The 16,844-nt window shown below is 41.8% G+C and carries 8 protein-coding genes; all 8 read left to right on the forward strand.

The annotated features are described in order from the left end of the window. Positions 1 to 242: 242 nt before the first annotated feature. The 8 genes from nhaC to ACW689_RS10500 all read left to right on the forward strand — a co-directional run bounded on the left by nhaC (position 243) and on the right by ACW689_RS10500 (position 16,783). On the forward strand, positions 243 to 1,700 hold the full coding sequence (nhaC, locus tag ACW689_RS10465; protein ID WP_476291048.1) for a Na+/H+ antiporter NhaC: 1,458 nt from the start codon (positions 243 to 245) through the stop codon (positions 1,698 to 1,700). 48 nt (positions 1,701 to 1,748) lie between these two features. Further along, the gene (gene pepN / locus ACW689_RS10470; RefSeq protein WP_476291050.1) at positions 1,749 to 4,346 is read left to right on the forward strand and encodes an aminopeptidase N; all 2,598 of its coding nucleotides are present in this window, start codon (positions 1,749 to 1,751) and stop codon (positions 4,344 to 4,346) included. An 8-nt stretch (positions 4,347 to 4,354) separates the two neighbouring features. Beyond that, positions 4,355 to 4,576: a DUF2835 family protein gene (locus tag ACW689_RS10475; RefSeq protein ID WP_476291052.1), complete on the forward strand. Its 222-nt coding sequence runs from the start codon at positions 4,355 to 4,357 to the stop codon at positions 4,574 to 4,576. A gap of 237 nt (positions 4,577 to 4,813) precedes the next feature. Continuing rightward, a complete protein-coding gene (locus tag ACW689_RS10480) occupies positions 4,814 to 6,931 on the forward strand; it encodes a DUF1302 domain-containing protein (RefSeq protein ID WP_476291054.1) in 2,118 nt (705 codons plus the stop codon). Between the two features lie 11 nt (positions 6,932 to 6,942). Beyond that, positions 6,943 to 8,310: a DUF1329 domain-containing protein gene (locus ACW689_RS10485; protein ID WP_476291056.1), complete on the forward strand. Its 1,368-nt coding sequence runs from the start codon at positions 6,943 to 6,945 to the stop codon at positions 8,308 to 8,310. A 104-nt stretch (positions 8,311 to 8,414) separates the two neighbouring features. Beyond that, on the forward strand, positions 8,415 to 9,413 hold the full coding sequence (locus ACW689_RS10490) for a WD40/YVTN/BNR-like repeat-containing protein (protein ID WP_476291058.1): 999 nt from the start codon (positions 8,415 to 8,417) through the stop codon (positions 9,411 to 9,413). After that, positions 9,413 to 11,743 carry an efflux RND transporter permease subunit gene (locus ACW689_RS10495; RefSeq protein ID WP_476291061.1) on the forward strand — a complete coding sequence of 777 codons (2,331 nt, stop codon included), beginning with the start codon at positions 9,413 to 9,415 and terminating at the stop codon, positions 11,741 to 11,743. The genes ACW689_RS10490 and ACW689_RS10495 overlap by 1 nt, the downstream gene beginning before the upstream one ends. A 201-nt stretch (positions 11,744 to 11,944) precedes the next feature. Beyond that, a complete protein-coding gene (locus ACW689_RS10500) occupies positions 11,945 to 16,783 on the forward strand; it encodes an NAD-glutamate dehydrogenase (RefSeq protein ID WP_476291063.1) in 4,839 nt (1,612 codons plus the stop codon). Positions 16,784 to 16,844: the final 61 nt, after the last annotated feature.

The raw sequence follows: 16,844 nt of genomic DNA on the forward strand, positions 1-16,844 counted from the left end.
CGCTTCCAGTTCTTTCTTATTCATCATTGCCTATCCTAAACCCTTTTTAAGGATTAATAATAGGCAGTTACACAGATTTAGTTACAGAGTCTAAGGCGCCTTTTTTTGTTACGACTTACGCCATGAATTTGCTATTATTCACGCTTATCACTCTTTGAATAACTAAATATTGCAATTACTGCGACTTCAGGTTGTGAGTAAAATAATAATAAGCATGGCTATCATGCATAGGAGAGTTCAATTTGAAGCAACCAAAACAACCCTCATTTTTTGATGCCCTTTTACCGATAAGTGTACTCGTCTGCTTACTAGGCGCTGCGGTGTATTTATATGGTGATAACTCGTCGTCAGGTCCAAACCAAATAGCCTTATTGTTTGCGACTTTCACTGCGGCATTAGTTGGCTTGAAAAATGGATATACATGGAAAACCCTAGAAGAAGCGATGATCAAGGGGATCACTTTATCTCTAGGCGCAATTCTCATTCTACTCATGGTAGGTGCCCTGATAGGTACTTGGCTATTGTCAGGCACTGTGCCCACATTAATATACTATGGTTTACAAATTATAAGCCCAAGCTGGTTTTATGCGGCTAGCTGCTTAATATGTGGCATCGTCGCTATGAGTATTGGTAGTTCATGGACAACGGCGGCAACGATAGGTGTTGCTTTACTTGGTGTAGCAACAGGGCTTGGATTAGATCAAGTTGTTACTGCCGGCGCTGTAATTTCTGGTGCATACTTTGGTGATAAGTTAAGTCCATTGTCGGAAACCACGAACTTGGCACCAGCAGTTGCGGGAAGTGATTTATTCGAGCATATTCAACACATGCTTTGGACCACAGTACCTAGCTTTGTTATCGCACTAATCATTTTCACTGTCATGGGCTTTAGCGCTGACGTAAGCAGCGATATTGGTCGTATTGATGAGATTGTAAGCATTCTACAAGGTAACTTTAATATTAATCCTGTGATGCTGGTTCCATTGTTAGTTTTACTTGTTTTAGCATTTAAAAAAATGCCCGCTTTTCCAGCGATTTCGATCGGTGCCGTTGTGGGTGCAGTGTGGGCTATGTTATTTCAAGGCGACTTAATCCAAAGTCAAATCGATGCATCTCAAGGTCAACTTGTTGGCTACTTTAAGTTAGTGTGGGCGACTTTTTATGATGGCTTCAGTGTAAGAACTGGAGACGCAAAAATGGATGACCTTTTGAGTGGTGGCGGTATGTCAGGAATGTTAACGACAACTTGGCTTGTTATGACCGCTTTGATGTTTGGTGCCATTATGGAAAAAACGGGCTTGTTAGAGATCTTTGTACGTAGTATTTTAAAAATTGCGAAAAGCACTGGTTCTTTGATTGCTTCAACAGTTGCAACGTGTATTGGAACCAATATTGTTGCCGCCGACCAATATATTGCCATTGTCGTTCCTGGGCGAATGTTTAAAGAAGAGTATAAAAAACGAGGGCTTAAGCCTGTAAACTTGTCTCGAACTTTAGAAGATGGAGGCACAATTACAAGTCCGCTCATTCCTTGGAATACATGTGGTGCTTACATGCAGAGTGTTTTGCTTATCAATCCATTTGACTATGCAATGTATGCCTTCTTTAATTTAATAAACCCGCTATTGGCGGTTATATACGCTTACCTAGGCATTAAGATCTTAAGAATAAAACCAAAAGGCGCGGCTGAACAAATTTAATCGTATCGCCCCGACTTCTGTTCGGGGCGTTTCTTTGAGGACTATAATATGCAAACTAAACCTCAAGCTAAGTATCTAAAGGACTATCATCCACCTTCTCATAAGGTCGAAAACTTAGATCTTACTTTTGACTTAAATCCAACTAGTACCAAAGTAACTGCTAAATCTGTTTATGAGGCGTCGCAGGGTGATGTCACGTCGCTAACATTAGATGGCATCGAATTACAGTTACTGTCTATCAAAGTAGACGGCAAGCCATTTGAACACTATGAGCAGACGCAGTCGCACTTAGTTTTAACTCAACTACCAAGTCGTTTTGAGTTAGAAATAGAAACTGAGATATCGCCACAAACTAATACTTCATTAGAAGGCCTATATCTGTCGGGTGGCGCTTATTGCTCTCAATGTGAAGCAGAAGGCTTTCGTAAAATTACATATTTCTTGGATCGTCCGGATGTATTAACTATATACACAGTTAAGATCATCGGTGAACAAAGTATGCCTAGCCTGTTATCAAACGGTAATAAGATAGAAGAAGGCCTGATGAGCGACGGTCGCCATTATGCCATATGGCATGATCCTCATAAAAAGCCAAGTTACTTATTTGCGCTCGTAGCGGGTGACTTTGATGTACTTGAAGACAAGTTTATTACTCGTTCAGGACGTCAGGTCGAGTTAGCTTTGTTTGTTGATAAAGGTAATTTGCCTAAAGCACCGCATGCGATGGCATCGCTTAAAAGCGCAATGGAGTGGGATGAAAAGCGCTTCAATCTAGAGTACGACTTAGATATTTACATGATTGTTGCGGTCGATTTCTTTAATATGGGCGCGATGGAAAATAAAGGGCTCAATGTATTTAATAGTGCGTGTGTATTAGCAAATCAACAGACAGCGACGGACCGAGATTATCACACCATTGAATCCATTGTTGGCCATGAATATTTCCACAACTGGACGGGTAATAGAGTTACGTGTCGCGATTGGTTTCAGTTATCCTTAAAAGAAGGTTTGACTGTTTTTAGAGATCAAGAGTTTAGCAGTGACCTTGGTTCGCGTGGCTTAAACCGTATTGATGCAGTCATGACGATGAGAACCCACCAGTTCGCCGAGGATGCTGGTCCAATGGCACACCCTATCAGGCCAAAAGAAGTGATAGAAATGAACAATTTCTACACAGTCACCGTATATGACAAAGGCGCGGAAGTGATCCGCATGATGCATACCCTTTTAGGTGAAGAAAAGTTCCAAAAAGGTATGCAACTATACTTTGAGCGTCATGATGGCCAAGCGGTTACCTGTGATGACTTTGTTGCCGCGATGCAAGATGCAAGTGGCATTGATTTGACACAGTTTAAGCTTTGGTATGAACAGGTTGGTACGCCTGTGCTAAATGTAGAGACGCACTATGATGAAATGGGACGCACGTTTACGTTGGAAATTGCACAAATTCATGCGCCCCATGACCCCATACAGGCACCGCTGCATATACCATTTGCATTAGAGCTGCTGAATAATAATGGGGAACCACTGCCATTAGTTATCAATGGTAAACCCGTTTCGAAAGTACTGAATATCACAGAATCAAAACAAAGATTCATTTTTGAACAAGTCGAAGAAAAACCCGTTGCGGTTTTACTTGAAGACTTTTCAGCGCCGTGCCTTTTACAATATGATTATCAATTATCTGAATTAATTCATATTTTACGCTTTGCATCCAGTGACTATGCGCGTTGGGAAGCCGCGCAACAAGCATTTACGCTAGAAATTAAAAAGGCGGTTGCACAATTTGAGCGAAATCAAAGACCTTCTTTATCACAAGAGCTTATTAATGCTCTTGAAGCTTTGTTAAAAGAAAGGAAAGGTGATTTGGCGCTCTTAGCTGAGCTTATCCGTGTGCCAAGCTTTGATAATCTAGCAACTTCCTTTGCACAAACTCCTGTTGATGCACTTAATACAAGCATCAAGCAGTTTGAAATTGATATCGCAAACTCACTAATTGCTAGTTTAAAAGGCGCTTACCAAAGCTGTGAGGAAAACGGTGAGTTATCTCATGATGCAGTTTCAGCTCGAGCATTGAAAAATGCGTGCTTATATTATTTAGCTAAAAGTACTGATGAGACTGTGAATAGCTGGCTTGAGACACAAAAAGCGTCAGACAATATGACCTTGAAACTTGGCGCGCTTAAGGCGATGGTGAGTGCACAACTGCCAATGGCACAAGAAGCAATGGCTGAATTTGACTCAAATTGGCGCCATGATTTACTGGTTATGGACAAATGGTTTGCGTTACAAGCGACTCAATCAGGCGAAAATGCGATAGACCATATACGTAGCTTGTATGAACATCCATGCTTTGATAAGTCAAACCCCAATAGAGTAAGAGCGTTAGTGGGCAGTTTTGCAAGGAGTAACCCAGAACAGTTCCATCGCAAAGATGGAGCTGGCTATCAGCTACTGGGTGATTTATTGATTGAGCTGAATGTGATTAACCCACAAAATGCCTCAAGAATGTTAACACCGCTTATGTCTTGGAAGCGTTTTGACGAAAATAGACAGCAACTGATGCGTGCTCAATTGCAAAGACTGGCAGAGCTTAGTGACCTAAGCGATGATTTGTATGAAAAAGTTGACAAAGCATTAAATTAATTGAAGAAATGCAAGAATATTATTTTTCTATGTACTTCACCTATGACGAATGTATTGGCTACTACGACGGAAGTTTTAAGTACATTCAAGTTATAGAAGATGGTGGGAAGCGAATTCGCTTCCCAGCAATGCATATTAGAAAGTTTATTTCGTCTTTGGGTATAAGAGGCCGCTTTCGCTTATGTCTAGATGGCCATAATCAGTTTATTTCACTTGAAAAAATCACTTAACCTAGAATTTTAACTCAGTCATATTGTATTTTTGTTAAATGGGTTTGTTGTAAACTTAAATTACGTGTTATAAATTGTCTGGTAGGACGTCTTACCAAGAGCAAAATAGCGCCCTAAAAGCTAAAAAAGCACCGATTGAACGCGTTCTATTTGTAATTTATATAAATCGCTTCTATCGTTACGACAACAAAAAACAACAACTTGATTAAAAAAAACCCGCCAGAAGGGGGAGAAATAATGATAAAAAGATCGCTTTTTGTGAAAAACAAAATCATGCTCGGTCTTAGTGCTGCTGCTCTATCTTTTAGTAGTACACCTTTACTTGCTGCAAGCTTTCAAGTCGGTGATTTTGATATCACTTTTGATTCCACATTTTCTTACGGTCAAAGTGTTCGTGTAGAAGATAGAGATTTTCAGTACATTGGTAAGAGTAACCACCCAAGATTTGATTGGTCTGGCTATAACGCCATAACAGGAAATACGGTATACAGCTCAGCAGAAGTATGGGCGCAACCTGGGGCTTACTCTAACAACGGTGATGCTGGTAATTTGAACTTTGATTCGGGTGACACGTTTTCACAGTTAGTGAAAGGCACGCACGATTTTGCTATTAGCAAAGATAACTATGGTTTCTTTTCACGCTTCATGTATTTTTATGACTTTGCGATGGAAGATGGTGACTTCGCTTACAAAAATCCTGTTTCAGGTAAGCAAGTTGACCCGTGTGCCTTTGACGAGACAAAAGAGCAAGTTTGTTCCGACTTTCGTCTTTTAGATGCCTTTGTTTGGGCAGATTTTGATTTAAATGATGGGCAAAACCCGTTATCTGTGCGCATTGGTCAGCAAGTGATCAACTGGGGTGAGAGTACCCTCATTTCTCATGGTATTAACGTTAACCCAGTAGATATTGACCGCTTAAAAGCGCCGGGTTCTGAAGTAAAAGAAGCGTTTATTCCAGTAGGAATGGTGTGGGCTTCTTTAGGTATTACTGAAAATGTAACACTTGAAGCATTTTATCAATATGATTGGCACGAAACTCGCCTTCCAGCAACTGGTAGTTATTTCTCTACGAATGACTTTGCTTCAGCAAACGGCTTTGCACAGAACGTTCAGCTCGGTTTTACCTCAAACCCTGACATTGATGTTTATCACTTAAGTGACTCGCTTAATACGCTACAAGCAAATTGGTTAGGTGCACTAACTGCTCAAGGACTTGATGTTACTCAAGAAGGGGTAACGACGAGTGCATCGGCACAAAAGCTACTTGCACAAATGTATCTAGCATATCCAACTAAGGTTGCGCTAAAAGGCAAAGGGGATGCGGGTAAGAATGAACCGGACGATGGTGGTCAATACGGTGTGCGTTTAGGTATCTACTCACCTGAGTTAAATGATACTGAATTTGCGCTTTACTACATTAATTACCACAGCCGTAGACCGCTTATTTCGGGTAAGGCGTCAAACTTTACGAATGCAGCGATTGCACAGGACTTGAACTATATCTTCAATAACACGATCAATGAAGATAATATCACTAACCTAAATGCATTCACGCAAGGCATTATTGAGTACCCAGAGGATATCAAGCTATATGGCTTAAGCTTTAATACTGCATTGGGTGAGACTGCGTTTTCTGGTGAGTTTGCTTATCGTCAAGACGAGCCGCTGCAAATTGATGATGTAGAATTGCTGTATGCAGGTATGGTAGAGCAGTTAGCTTATTCAGGCCGCCGTGAAGATTTCGCAGGTTTCTCTCAGTTAAGTCAAGGAGATGCAGTAGCTTATGTTAACCCAGGAGAAATCGCACAAGGTTATGTTCTAAAAGACACTTTACAGGCTCAATTTACCGCAACACACTTATTTGGTCCTTCACTAGGCGCTGATAGTTGGGCGTTGGTTGGTGAAGTGGGCGCAGTCACTATCAAAGATATGCCGACTTATGACCAGTTACGTTTGAACGTAGCGGGTACTGGCAGAAGTGGTACGGTTGAGGGCATCTCTGGTAAGGATTATGACCTAATCCATAAGGCCGTATCAAATGGCCCTGAAGTGAACCCATTCCCAACTTCGTCAGCGTGGGGCTATCGCCTGATCGCAAAAGGCGAGTACAACAACTTATTCGCTGGTGTTAACTTTTCACCAAAAGTTGTTTTTTCACACGATGTTAATGGCATTACGCCAGACCCAATGTTTCTATTTGTGGAAGATCGTAAGTCATTGGGTGTAACCATGAACTTTAACTATCAAAATGCATGGTCATTTGATTTTGGCTATAACATGTTCTGGGGTGGTGGTGCGACCAATACCTTTGCAGACCGTGATTTTGTATCTTTCAATATCAAGTATTCAATTTAAGGGCTTTCAGTATGTTAAGAAAACCTACTCTTATTGCCGCAACAATGATAACAATGCTGAGTGCTTCAAGCGCGATGGCAAAAATGTCGGCAGATCAAATTGCGCGTTTAGGCGCAGACTTAACTCCTATCGGCGCCGAAAAGGCCGGTAATAAAGACGGTTCTATCCCAGCGTGGGATGGCGGTATCACAGCACCTCCAGCTGAGTATAAGCCGGGTATGCATCACCCTGATCCATTTGCCGATGATAAAATATTATTTACTATCGATAAATCAAATTTGGATAAGTACAAACAGTTTTTGAGCCCAGGGCAAATTTCACTGTTTGAAACATACCCTGATACATTCAAGATGAATATTTATCCGACGCGCCGTAGCGCTTCGTATCCGCAATTTGTTTATGATGCGACTAAGAAATATGCATCTACTGCCGAGTTAATTGAAGGTGGTAACGGTATTAAGAATACTGCAATAGGTATTCCTTTCCCAGTGCCAAAAAATGGTTTAGAAGCAATCTGGAACCACTTGTTACGTTATCGTGGTTTGTCGATAGCGCGTTTTGGTGGACAAGCAATGCCAACAGAGTCTGGTGACTACAACTTAATTGGTTTTGACGAAAAGCTACTCGTTAAATACTCAGCGCTAGATGCATCACCAGAGCAACTTCAAGAGTCAAACGTGCTGTTTAAGTTTAAGCAAAAGGTAACTGAACCTGCACGCTTGGCAGGTACAGCTTTGCTCGTTCATGAAACAATGGACCAGATTTTGACACCTCGTCAAGCATGGACATATAACACTGGCCAACGTCGTGTTCGTCGCGCACCTAACGTTGCATATGATGCACCGGGTACCGCGTCAGATAGTTTACGTACAACGGATGACTTTGATATGTTCAATGGTTCGCCTAACCGCTACAACTGGACATTAAAAGGCAAGCAAGAACTTTATATTCCGTACAACAGCTATAAGCTGCATAGCGATAAATTAAAATATGAAGATATCTTGAAACCAGGTCATATTAACCCAGAACATGTGCGTTATGAGAAGCACAGAGTATGGGTTGTTGAAGCAAATCTGAAAGAGGGCACACGTCATATTTATAAAAAACGCGTGTTCTATATTGATGAAGATAGCTGGCAGATCCATATCGCGGATCTCTATGATAACCGTGACCAAATGTATCGCGTTGCTATGGCACATGGCTTGAACTACTATGAGGTACCTACACACTGGAGTACATTAGACGTTTATCATGATTTGAACTCTCGCCGTTATTTGGCAATCGGTTTAGATAATGAAGAGTCCATGTATGACTTTAGCCAGTCATTCCAAGACAATGAGTTCACACAAAGTGCATTACGCCGTGAGGGTAAGCGCTAATCCGGTTCTTAGCCTATTATTGCTAGCAGTGGGTTCACTGCTAGCAATATCCGTATTTCTGGCGAGTTCTCGCCACATGTCACGTTTATTTGAGTAGTTTCAGCATGATAAAAACAACTATTGCGAGTGCATTTGTATTGTTGAGTAGCACATCTGCCGCGCAAACCGTGCCAAAACCAGCGTTGCAGGTTAGCCATCCTGAAAGAACATTATTTACGGACATTGTAAATAATGAAGGTACATTAATTGCCGTTGGTAAGCATGGCACCATTGTAACCAGCTCTGATGGGAAAAATTGGCAGCAAGCGCAAGTGCCTGTGCAATCTTTACTGACAGCTGTGACGTCTAAAGATGCAGATCACGCTTGGGCATGTGGACATGATGCCAGTATTTTGTTCAGTGATGATAATGCAAAAACTTGGCGTATTCAGCAGTATCTGCCACAAAGCCAGAAACCATGTTTGGACATTGAGTTTATTAATAATGATATAGGGTTTGCGATTGGTGCCTATGGCATGTTCTATCAAACAACAAACGGTGGTCAAACATGGGAAAAGCGTTTTATAGATGACTTTGTTCATCCAGATGATAAAGAATATTTACAGGGCTTGAAGGAAGACGATCCAGAGGCTTATGAAGAAGAAACAAAGTTTATCTTGCCGCATTTTAATAGATTACTTATCAGCGACGAACAGTTTTTATTAGTGGGCGAAATGGGACTTGTTGCACAAAGCACCGATATGGGCAAAACATGGCAACGACTTGATGAATTTTACCCAGGTTCTTTTTTCGCAAGTAACACATTCTCCAAAGATAAAGTTATTGTAGCTGGGTTGCGCGGTAACGCCTTTATGGCGCAAATCAATGAGTTGAACTTTGAACAGATCGCGATCCCAACAAAAGCAACAATTAATTCTGTCGTGAGCTTTGAAGACCGCGTCATTATGTTAGCAAACAGTGGTTTTTTGTTTGAATACCGCAATGGTCAAGTTAAACAGTCCCAATTGAGCAGTGGCCATGCCATTTTGGCAGCAGAAAAATATAACAATCAATTAATTTTAGCGACAGAAAAGGGACTAAAAGCTTGGGAGACTAAGAAGTAATGCAAGCGATATTAAATAAACTCGAATATGTTGTGTTTCGTCATCGGATGGCAGTTGTCCTATTGTTTACTGCTTTGACGGTTTTGCTTGGCTATAAAGCAACGCATATTCAGCTAGATGCCTCTTTTAATAAAAATATTCCCCTGAAACATGAGTACATGCAGCTATATCTTAAGCATGAGAAGCAGTTTGGCGGGGCAAATAGCATTTTGATCTCGGTGTGTGATAAAGATGGCAATATTTTTAATCCAGACTTTTTCACCCAACTAAAAGCCGTGCACGACCAACTGTACTTCATTCCGGGTGTAAATAGGCCCTTAGTGAACTCTATCTTCTCACCGAGTGCGCGTTTTGTAGAGGTTGTGGAAGATGGCTTTGCTGGTGGACCGATCATTCCTGCTAATTTTGCTGCAACTGAGCAAGGTTTGGCGGTGGTTAAGCAAAATATCGAAAAAGCGAATGTTGTCGGTCGCATGATTGCTAGTGACTATAGCTGTGCTATGGTCAGCGCGCAGTTAATGGAGATTGATCCGCAAACTCAAGAGAAATTAGACACCTTAGAGTTTGCCAAAAAGCTCGAATCACAAATACGTGAACCTCTCAGTACAGATAAGGTAAGTATTCATATTATTGGTTTTGCGAAAATGGCTGGAGACGTTGCAGATGGTGCGAAGGGGGTTGTGCTATTTTTTGCGATCGCGATTGCGTTTACATTTGTGATGGTTTGGCTTTTTTGTAAAAGCTTCAAATTGACTTTGTTGCCTGTAGCATGTTCAATTATTGCGGTTGTATGGCAAATGGGTCTGTTATCTACATTAGGCTTTGGTTTAGATCCGATGTCTATTTTGGTGCCATTCCTCGTTTTTGCTATCGGCGTAAGTCACGGCGTGCAGATGATCAATGCCATTGGTAAGAAAGTGGCTGAAGGCGTATCAAGTAAAGTTGCTGCGCAAGCCAGTTTTAAAGCCTTGTTGATCCCTGGTGGTATTGCATTGCTATCTGACACTGTGGGCTTTTTAACATTACTCGCAATTGATATTGGTATTATTCGTGAGCTAGCGATCACGGCTAGTTTGGGTGTGGCGGTGATCATTTTCACTAATTTATTGCTACTACCGATCCTAGCTTCATATTTTAGCTCGAGCAAAATCAAGCGTGTTGATGATGGTAAAGACGGTACGCATTCGCTGTTTTTAGTGATGCGTGAGGCGTTAGTACGTACGACGGATAAAAAGTGGGCTCGCATTATTCTTGTTACTTCAGCATTATTGTTTGTATTTGGGTATTGGCAATCACAGAACATGCGTATAGGTGACTTGCATGCAGGTGCGCCAGCGTTGCATCAAGATGCGCGTTATAACCAAGATACGTTCTTAATTTCTGACCGCTATGCCATTTCTTCAGATATTTTAAAAGTGATTGTTGAAGCTTATCCAGCTGCTTGTACAGATCATGACACAATGGCACGGATCAGTCGCTTCCAATGGCGTGTTGAAAACTTGGCCGGTGTTCAATCTGCTGTGTCTTTAAGCTCTGTGGCACAGGCCGTTAACGCAGGTTACAACGAAGGAAACCAAAAATGGCAAACTTTACCGCGTAATAGTGCTTCTTTAGTACAAGCGACATCTCGCGTAGAGACGAGTACAGGTCTTCTAAACGGTGATTGTTCAGTCATGCCTGTGATTATCTTTATGGAAGATCACAAGGCGGAAACCATAGATCACGTCGTATCGAGCATTAAGCAGTTCGCACAGGAAGAAAACACGGATAATGTCGTGTTTAAGCTGGCGTCTGGACCTATTGGTGTAATGGCTGCAACGAATGAGTCGGTCTCTGAAGCGCAGCTGCCAATGATGATTTATGTTTATGGTGCTGTGATCATATTGTGCTTGTTGAGCTTTAGAAGTGTTAAAGCGACTATTGCTGTTGTTTTACCACTATATATTGTGTCCACTTTGGCACAAGCACTCATGGTTAAATTAGAAATTGGTTTAACAGTGTCAACACTACCAGTGATTGCGTTAGGGGTTGGCATTGGCGTCGATTACGGCATTTATATCCTCTCTTCAATGATGGGCCAATTGAAGCAGGGTACACCTTTGTCAGTGGCTTATAGAAATGCCTTGGCAGAACGCGGTAGCGCCGTTTTATTCACGGGCATTACGTTGGCTATTGGTGTAAGCACATGGATTTTCTCCGCACTGAAATTTCAAGTGGATATGGGCATTCTTTTAACCTTCATGTTCTTAGTCAATATGCTCGGAGCTGTGCTGTTGTTGCCTGCTATAGGTACGCTTCTCTGGACCGACCAGAAAAAAAATAGTGAATAAATGTGCTTCTAAATGGTCATGATTGACCATTTATATCTATATTTTGTGAATAGATGAGCAAATGGCTGAAAAGCTTAAAATGTTTTCATCGAAAAAGCTGTTTATTAGCGTCAGAAAGGTTAAAATTCCTCTGACTCCACGCTAATAAACAGCTGTACAAATAATCTACCGTTCAAAGGTGGTATAGATTAAGGAACACATATGACACAAAATGAAGGTCCAGCATCAGTTATCTTAGATAACGTATGTAAGTTGATCCACAAGAAAGTTCATGCAGAGAACGTGTCACTCGTTGAAACATTTGCCAAATCCCTGTACAGCAATATGTCTAAAGAGGACTTGGCTCATCGCAACGATAGTGACCTATATGGCGCTGCACTTAGTCTTTGGAACGCTCTCGAAAAAAATAAATCAGATGACGCGGTGATCCGTGTATTCAATCCTGAAGTGGCTAAAGATGGCTGGCAGTCATCGCACACAATCGTAGAGATAATCGCCAAAGACATGCCTTTCTTGGTCGACTCAGTACGTATGGCAATGAGCCGCGAAAATATTGTTTCGCATTTGCTTTTGCACACCCCTCTGAAAATCCAACGTGATGATGCAGGAAAAATAACTGCTATTTCAAATCTAAAAGCGGAACAAGAGTCGAATTCGACTAAAACAGTGTTCTTTATTGAGATTGACCGTCAAACGGATAAAAAAGCAATTGAATCTTTCACCAAGGAGCTTGAATCTGTATTGCAAGATGTTTCTTTAGCAGTACAAGATTGGTTACCTATCCGCAATAAATTAAAGTCTGTGATCGAAGAGCTTCCAAAGCGTCACTTTAAATGTGATGAAAGCGACGTAAAAGAAGCCATTGAGTTCTTAGACTGGCTAACTCAAGATAACTTTACTTTCATGGGGTATCGTCAGTATGAGCTAACGCCAGTACAGGGTGATTATGAGCTTAAGCATGTACCAGAGACAAGTTTAGGTTTAATGAAGAAGACAGCTGATGATCAAGGTCGTTTGTTGTCTGAGTTGCCAGAAGTCGCTCGTAAAGAAGCGCGTAGCAATAACCTATTGATCCTTACAAAGACGAACTCTCTATCACGCGTACATCGACCAGCATATGTTGATTATGTTGGTATCAAGCGTTTTGATAAAGATGGTAACGTTGTAGGTGAAGATCGTTTTATCGGTTTATTCTCATCGAGCTTCTATAACAATAGCGCCGCGGATGTGCCTGTATTGAGAAGCAAAATCAGCCGGATCATGCAAATGTGTGATTTTGCGCAAGGTACGCATGCGTACAAAGCGGTACTTAATATTTTAGAAACCTATCCACGTGATGAACTGGTCCAGGCTCGCGAGTCTGAACTGCTTGAAGTCGCAACGGGTGTATTACAAGTTCAAGAACGAGACATGTGTCGTTTGTTTGTACGCAAAGACATTTATGGGCGTTTCTTCTCTTGTATGGTTTACGTACCAAGAGAGCGTTACAACACCGCACTAAGACGTGAAACTCAGCAACTATTGGCTAATGCGTTCCAATCAAAAGAAAAAGTTGAGTTCACCACATACTTTTCAGAGTCTACGCTTGCACGTACGCATTACACTGTGCGCGTAGCTGATAACAACATCGAATATAACGTGAAAGAAATCGAAAACAATCTGATTGAAGCCGCTCGTACATGGGAAGACAAGCTACAAGGCGCATTATTGGAAAGCAATGGCGAGTCTCGTGGTAATGAACTTTTCAGAAAATATGCAACTGCGTTCCCTGGTGCATACAAAGATGAAGTATTACCAAGTGCAGCTGTAGTTGATATTGAGAAACTAGAGCTGTTGAGTGATGAAAACAAGCTAGACATGCTGTTTTATCGTCCTCAAGAAGAGGCGAATTCACAAATCGTCCGTTTAAGCCTTTTCCATAAAGATGTGCCAATCCACCTTTCCGATGTTATGCCAATGCTAGAGAACTTTGGTTTGCGTGTTATTGGTGAAACACCTTATGCAATCAAATCAAGTGATGGCCAGGTTAACTGGGTCATGGATTTCTCAATGCTATTGGACAGCGATGGCATTGCGGATTTTAATAAAGTCTCAGCACGTTTCCGTGCCGCGTTAACAAATGTTTGGCATAATCGTTTAGAGAATGATGGCTTTAACCGCTTAGTACTGCTCGGTGGTCTAACTGGTCGAGAAGCATCTATCTTGCGAGCATATGCTAAATATATGCGTCAAATTGGTGTAACCTTCTCACAAAACTACATTGAGAATACATTTGACCATTACCCACATATTGCAACGAAAATTGTCGATTTATTTGTTAAAAAGTTCTCACCTACTAAGCCTGCGGCACAAAAAACGATCGACAAATTAGTTACTGATATTTACGCAGAACTTGAAAACGTAGCAAACCTAGACGATGACCGTATCATTCGTTTATACGTTGATATGATCAACGCAACGCTTCGAACTAACTTCTTCCAAAAAGAACAAGATGGCACGAACAAGTCGTACATTTCATTCAAAATTAAATCAAGCGGCATTCCAGACATGCCATTACCATTGCCAGCGTTTGAAATCTTCGTTTATTCACCACGCGTTGAAGGTGTTCACTTACGTGGTGGCAAAGTTGCTCGTGGTGGTCTTCGTTGGTCTGACCGTCGCGAAGATTTCCGTACCGAAGTACTTGGCTTAGTAAAAGCACAGCAAGTTAAGAACACGGTGATTGTGCCGGTTGGTTCTAAAGGTGGCTTCGTATGTAAGCAGCTTCCAGCTGAACGTGAAGCGTTCTTTAAAGAGGGCCAAGAGTGCTACAAAATCTTTATCAGAGGTTTACTAGACATCACTGATAACATTGTTCATGGTGAAATTGTTCCGCCAGCAAGTGTGATGCGTCATGATGAAGACGACCCGTATTTGGTAGTTGCAGCGGATAAAGGTACAGCAACTTTCTCTGATATCGCCAATGGTATTGCTGAAGAGTACAACTTCTGGCTGGGTGATGCTTTTGCCTCAGGTGGCTCAATTGGCTACGATCACAAGAAAATGGGTATTACCGCAAAAGGTGCATGGGAGTCGGTTAAACGCCATTTCCGAGAAATGGATATTGACTGTCAAACAACAGACTTTACTGCGGTTGGTATCGGTGACATGGCGGGTGATGTATTTGGTAACGGTATGCTGTTGTCTAAGCATATTCGCTTGCAGGCGGCATTCAATCATATGCACATTTTCATTGACCCTAACCCAGATGCGGCAAGCTCTTACAAAGAGCGTGAGCGTCTATTTGCATTGCCTCGTTCATCATGGGAAGACTATGATAAGTCGTTAATTTCTGAAGGTGGTGGTATTTTCTCCCGTGCAGCTAAGTCAATTACGCTGACACCAGAAATGAAAAAGATGTTGAACACCAAAAAGGTAACCATGACACCAAACGAGCTTATCAAAGCGGTGTTAATGATGCCGTCAGATTTGCTTTGGAATGGCGGTATCGGTACTTACATCAAGCATACTAAAGAAACAAACGCTGAAGTAGGTGACCGTGCAAATGACGCGCTTCGTATCAACGGTGCAGAGCTTGGTGCAAAAGTGTTTGGTGAAGGTGGTAACTTAGGTGCTACTCAACTTGGCCGTATTGAGTTTGCGAGCAAAGGTGGTCGCATTAATACCGACTTTATCGATAATGTGGGTGGTGTTGCTTGTTCAGATAATGAAGTTAACATTAAGATCTTGCTTAATGGCTTGGTCGCTGAAGGCGATTTAACTAAGAAGCAACGAGATGAGTTACTTTACTCGATGACTGATGAAGTATCGACTTTAGTACTCGCAGATTGTTATCGCCAAACGCATACTTTGTCTATAACTAAGTCAAAGGGCCCTGACACGCTAAAAGAGAAAGTACGCTTTATTCATGCGCTTGAAAAAGAAGGTAAACTAGACCGTACTATCGAGTTCTTGCCTACGGATGAAGAGTTAGCAGAACGTGCGGCGGCTGGTCAAGATCTAACACGTCCAGAGTTATCAGTACTTGTTTCTTATTCTAAGATGGTATTGAAAGAGTCTCTAGTCGTTGACGAGGTTTCAGAAAACCCGTATTACCGTCAGTTACTGGTTAATTCTTTCCCTGTACCTCTACGTGAAAAGTTCAGTGCGGCAATGGATAACCACCCACTTCGTAAAGAAATTATTGCAACAAAGCTTGCCAATGCGATCGTTAACGATATGGGCTTAAACTTCATGATCCGTATGCATGAGGAAACAGGGGCTACAGAAAGTGAAATTGCTCTATGTTACTCAATCGCAAGTGCCATTTTTGAAATGAAGAGCACGTGGAGTGCAATTGCAGCGCTTGATAATAAGATCCCGGCAGCGGTTCAAACTGAAATGCTGTATCAGCTGCGCCGAACTGTTCGCCGTGCAACACGCTGGTTCTTACGTCACCGCAATAAAGCGATGACCATTGAGCAAAGCATTGAGTTCTTTGCGCCTGTATTTAAAGAAGTAAGCAAAAACCTAAACGGCTACCTTGTAGAAGCTGAAGGTTCGTCAATCCTAGACAATGCTAAAAAGCTTGAAGAGCAGGGTGTACCAACTGATATTGCAATGCGCATTGTATCGCTTTCTAGCTTGTTCTCAGTGATGGACTTGGCAGAAGTTGCAAGTAACTCTGGTCACAAAGTTGATGTTGTATCTAATACATACTTCAAACTGGGCGCAAGCATGGGTCTACACTGGTTCTTAGATCAGATCACAGCACAGCCTGTAGCTAACCACTGGCAAGCACTTGCACGTGCATCATACCGTGAAGAACTGGATTGGCAGCAGCGCTCACTGAGTGAAGTGGTACTAAATAGCTTTGACAAGAAAGACGGTGATGTGAATGAGTTAATTGAACAGTGGATGGATAGCCAGTCAGCGTTATTACAACGTTGGCAGCAAATGCTACAAGAGTTCAAGACATCTCAGAGCCATGATTTTGCGAAGTTCTCTGTTGCACTCAGAGAGTTGATGCTACTTAGCCACAACTGCGATACTTCCAAATAATTTTTAAATCGTTAAAATACCCCGGCCTTGCTGGGGTATTTTTTTATCTACGTTATGCGTA

The organism is Pseudoalteromonas sp. ABE4_541 (genome assembly GCF_056312285.1).

Bases quoted from the DNA above. Each gene is read 5' to 3' on its own strand.
- ACW689_RS10480 (WP_476291054.1), top strand. From the start codon at position 4,814: ATGATAAAAAGATCGCTTTTTGTGAAAAACAAAATCATGCTCGGTCTT.
- ACW689_RS10500 (WP_476291063.1), top strand. From the start codon at position 11,945: ATGACACAAAATGAAGGTCCAGCATCAGTTATCTTAGATAACGTATGT.
- ACW689_RS10490 (WP_476291058.1), top strand. From the start codon at position 8,415: ATGATAAAAACAACTATTGCGAGTGCATTTGTATTGTTGAGTAGCACA.
- ACW689_RS10495 (WP_476291061.1), top strand. From the start codon at position 9,413: ATGCAAGCGATATTAAATAAACTCGAATATGTTGTGTTTCGTCATCGG.
- ACW689_RS10485 (WP_476291056.1), top strand. From the start codon at position 6,943: ATGTTAAGAAAACCTACTCTTATTGCCGCAACAATGATAACAATGCTG.
- pepN (WP_476291050.1), top strand. From the start codon at position 1,749: ATGCAAACTAAACCTCAAGCTAAGTATCTAAAGGACTATCATCCACCT.
- ACW689_RS10475 (WP_476291052.1), top strand. From the start codon at position 4,355: ATGCAAGAATATTATTTTTCTATGTACTTCACCTATGACGAATGTATT.